Origin of the sequence: Neoroseomonas rubea (genome assembly GCF_016106015.1) — a bacterium.
Taxonomy (GTDB): Bacteria; Pseudomonadota; Alphaproteobacteria; order Acetobacterales; family Acetobacteraceae; genus Neoroseomonas; species Neoroseomonas rubea.
Map to the genome: position 1 here is coordinate 1 of NZ_JACADQ010000413.1, position 3,261 is coordinate 3,261.

Below are 3,261 nucleotides of genomic sequence, written 5' to 3' on the forward strand. Positions count from 1 at the left end.
GCGCCTCGCCAGCGGCGTCGATGTCACCGGCATCGCGCGCGACGGCGCCGGCTTCGCGGTGGCGACGGAGGGCGGGACGATCCGCGCCGGGCGCGTGGTGGTCGCGGCCGGGCCGTGGTCTGGGCGGATCGCCGCGCTCGCCGGGGTGCGGCTGCCGGTCGGCGGCCTGGTGCAGCAGGTGATCGCGACCGAGGCGACGGGCCCGCTCATCCCGCACCTCGTCGCCCATGCGGGGCGGCATCTCTCGCTCAAGCAGGGACCGCACGGGCATCTGCTGGTGGGCGGCGCCTGGCCGGGCACGCATGACCCGGCCACGGGCGCCACGCGCAACCGGCGCACCAGCATCGAGGGCAATCTGTGGGTCGCGGGCCACGTCGTGCCGGCCGTGGCCGGGCTTTCGGTGCTGCGCGCCTGGACGGGGATGAACGTGCATATCGACCGCGCGCCGATCCTCGGCGAAGTGCCGGGCTGCCCGGGGTTGTTCGCGGCCGTCACCTCCTCGGGCTACACGCTCGGGCCGGTCTGCGGGCGCATCACGGCGGAAGCCGTGCTGGGGCGGGAGGCGGTCGCGCCGGACTTCTCGGTCGCGCGCTTCGGTTGAGGCAAGGCGCCACGCGCGGCGCCGGATGTGCTCTACTTCGCCTCACGAAATCTGGAGGTCGCCCCCATGCGTGCCCCGCTCCTTGCCCTCCTCGCCGGCCTCGTCGCGCTGCCCGCCGCCGCCCAGGCGCCGGCCGTGCCCGACCCGATGGCCGACAGCATCGTGCGCAACCTCACCCGCGGCATCCGCATCCCGGGGCGGGAGCCGGACGCCGTCACCGCCCCCGTCACGCCGGCCGGCCCGGTGCAGGCCGCGACCACGGCGCCGCCCGGGATCCCTGCCGTGTCGCTGATGGTCACCTTCGCCACCGGATCGGCGACGCTGACGCCGGAGGCCGAAGCAGTCGTCGCGGCGCTGGCGCGCGCGCTCGCCGCGCCGGAACTGGCGCGGTCGCGCATTCGCATCGAAGGCCATACCGACACGGTGGGCGACGCGGCGATGAACCTGCGCCTGTCGGAACGGCGGGCGGAGGCCGTGCGCCTTGGGTTGGTCGGCCGGCACGGCATCGCGCCCGGCCGGCTCGAAACGCTCGGCCTGGGCGAAACACAACCCCTGGTAGCAACCGCGGACAACGTTCCGGAAGCTCGCAATCGGCGCGTGCAGATCCTGAACCTGGGGGAGTAGCCGGGGGCCGTTCAACCGTTGCGCGCAGGTGACGCTTGCCGGGCCTTTGCGCCATCTCAAGGTAATGTGGATAGAAATCCCCTTAAGGCACGGTAGACTCACGAGAACCATTTCGTGAGTCAAAGTGGCGCCTCATGGTTCCCGTTTCGGCGCGCGATATTTCGCAGCCGGCCTGATCCTCGCACTGCCCGGCCTGGCCTCGGCGCAGGCACCGGGGGGCATCCCGCGCCCGCCGCCACCCCCGTCCCGGATCATCGAGCGCGTCGCACCGCCTGACGCGCCAGCGCTGTCCCCGCGCACCCAGCCGCCCGCCGAAGCCGCGCGCCGGGGCCCGGGCGAAGGCCGGATGGTCGCCATCTCGACCGCGACGGTGCAGGGGAACACGGCGCTGCGGGAACGGCGCGTCCGCGCGGTGGTCTCCGGTCTCGAAGGCCAGACCGTGCCACTGTCCCGGATCGAGGAGACGCGGCTCGCCCTGCTCGGCGCCTATCGGCGGGCGGGCTACCCCTTCGTCTCGGTCGCGGCGTCGCTCGTGCCGGGTCCGGGCGGGCAGAACGAGGCGCGCTTCGTGGTCACCGAGGGCTACGTGGCCGAGGTTCGGCTCGATGGCGACATCGGGCCCGCGGGCACGCAGGTGCTGCGCTTCCTCGAACGCGTGAAGGATGTCCGGCCGGTCTCCACCGCGGCGGTGGAGCGCGCGCTGCTGCTCGCCTCCGACATCCCCGGCGTGCGCGTGCGCGGCGTGCTGCAGCCGATCCAGGGCGAGCCGGGGGCGCTCCGCCTGATTGCCCAGATCAGCCGCTCGGCGCTGTCGGGCTATTTCAACCTCGACAATCGCGGCTACCGGCTGACCGGGCCCTGGCAGGGGCTGCTGGTCGCCGGGCTGAACTCGGTGACCGAGTACGGCGAACGGACCGAGGTCTCGCTCTTCGGCGCCGAGCAGGCGACGCAGTGGTTCGCCCAGGCCGGCGTCGAGACCTTCATCGGCGGCTCGGGCCTGCGCGTGCGCATCTACGCCGGCATGGGCAATACCGCGCCCTCCGGCCAGCTCGAGGACATCGGCTATGAGGGCGAGACGCGGCTCGCCGGCGTGGTCGCGACCTATCCGATCATCCGGTCGCGCCCGGCGAACCTCTGGGCGGTCGGGCAGTTCGATATCTTCGACAGCGATGTCTACACGGGTGTCGGAATCTTCGGCGGCGGCGGGCGCACGCTGGCCGGGCGCGACCGCATCCGCACCGCGCGCGGCGGCTTCGACATGCAGGCGCTCGACGAATTCATCCCCTTCCTGCCCGCGGCGACGAACCAGGGCGCGGCACGCATCCACCAGGGCCTGTCGGTGTGGGACGCGACGGCGCGCGACGATCCGCAGGCGACGCGCATCGGCAGCGAGTTCGACTTCACCAAGGTGACGGCAGAGTACCAGCGCGTGCAGCCCCTCTTTGCCCCCTTCGACGGGGCGATGGTGAATGTGCAGGCGTATGTGTCGGGGCAATACTCATCAGCGGTACTCCCGCCGGCCGAGAAATACTACCTGGGCGGGTCCCGGCTCGGCCGCGGCTACTATTCCGGGCAAGTCACCGGGGATTGGGGATACGGCTACGCAGTGGAATTGCAGCTCGATCTGGCCTACGAAATCCCTGCCGAGCCCGCGCTCGGGAACAACCGGGGCTCGACGCAGCTGTACGTCTTCCGCGACATGGGCTGGGCCTACCAGAACCTCGACACGGACGCCGACCGGCGCCTGTCCTCCTGGGGCGGCGGCGTGCGGACGGTGGTCGCGGACACGGTCCAACTGGACCTTGAACTGGCGCGTCGGCTGACGACGCGGCCCGAGGGCATCGCGGCCGATCCGCTCCGCGCGACGCAGCTCATTTTCCGCACGCTTGTGAGGTTCTGAGACATGGCCCGTCGCGCGCCCCGGGGCCAGGCACGCGCCGGCCGCACCGACACCCCCGCCCCGGCCCGCGCGACACAGCGGCGCAAGCCCGCGCGGCTCTGGCTGCTCGGCACCACCGCGCTGCTGCCGGTCGCGG

3 protein-coding genes are annotated in these 3,261 nt (G+C 72.7%); all 3 read left to right on the top strand.

Annotated features, from left to right (window positions below):
* Nucleotides 1-601: NAD(P)/FAD-dependent oxidoreductase (locus HW577_RS22845; protein WP_198378415.1), on the top strand; the 601-nt coding region annotated here is incomplete at its 5' end.
* Nucleotides 602-667: 66 nt separating this feature from the next.
* Nucleotides 668-1,225, top strand: coding sequence for an OmpA family protein (locus tag HW577_RS22850; RefSeq protein ID WP_198378416.1), 558 nt, complete (start codon nt 668-670; stop codon nt 1,223-1,225).
* Nucleotides 1,226-1,571: 346 nt separating this feature from the next.
* Nucleotides 1,572-3,125: a ShlB/FhaC/HecB family hemolysin secretion/activation protein gene (locus HW577_RS22855; protein WP_198378417.1), complete on the top strand. Its 1,554-nt coding sequence runs from the start codon at nt 1,572-1,574 to the stop codon at nt 3,123-3,125.
* Nucleotides 3,126-3,261 lie beyond the last annotated feature (136 nt).

Coding starts and splice junctions, on each gene's coding strand:
- HW577_RS22850 (WP_198378416.1), top strand. CDS start 668: ATGCGTGCCCCGCTCCTTGCCCTCCTCGCCGGCCTCGTCGCGCTGCCC.
- HW577_RS22855 (WP_198378417.1), top strand. CDS start 1,572: ATGGTCGCCATCTCGACCGCGACGGTGCAGGGGAACACGGCGCTGCGG.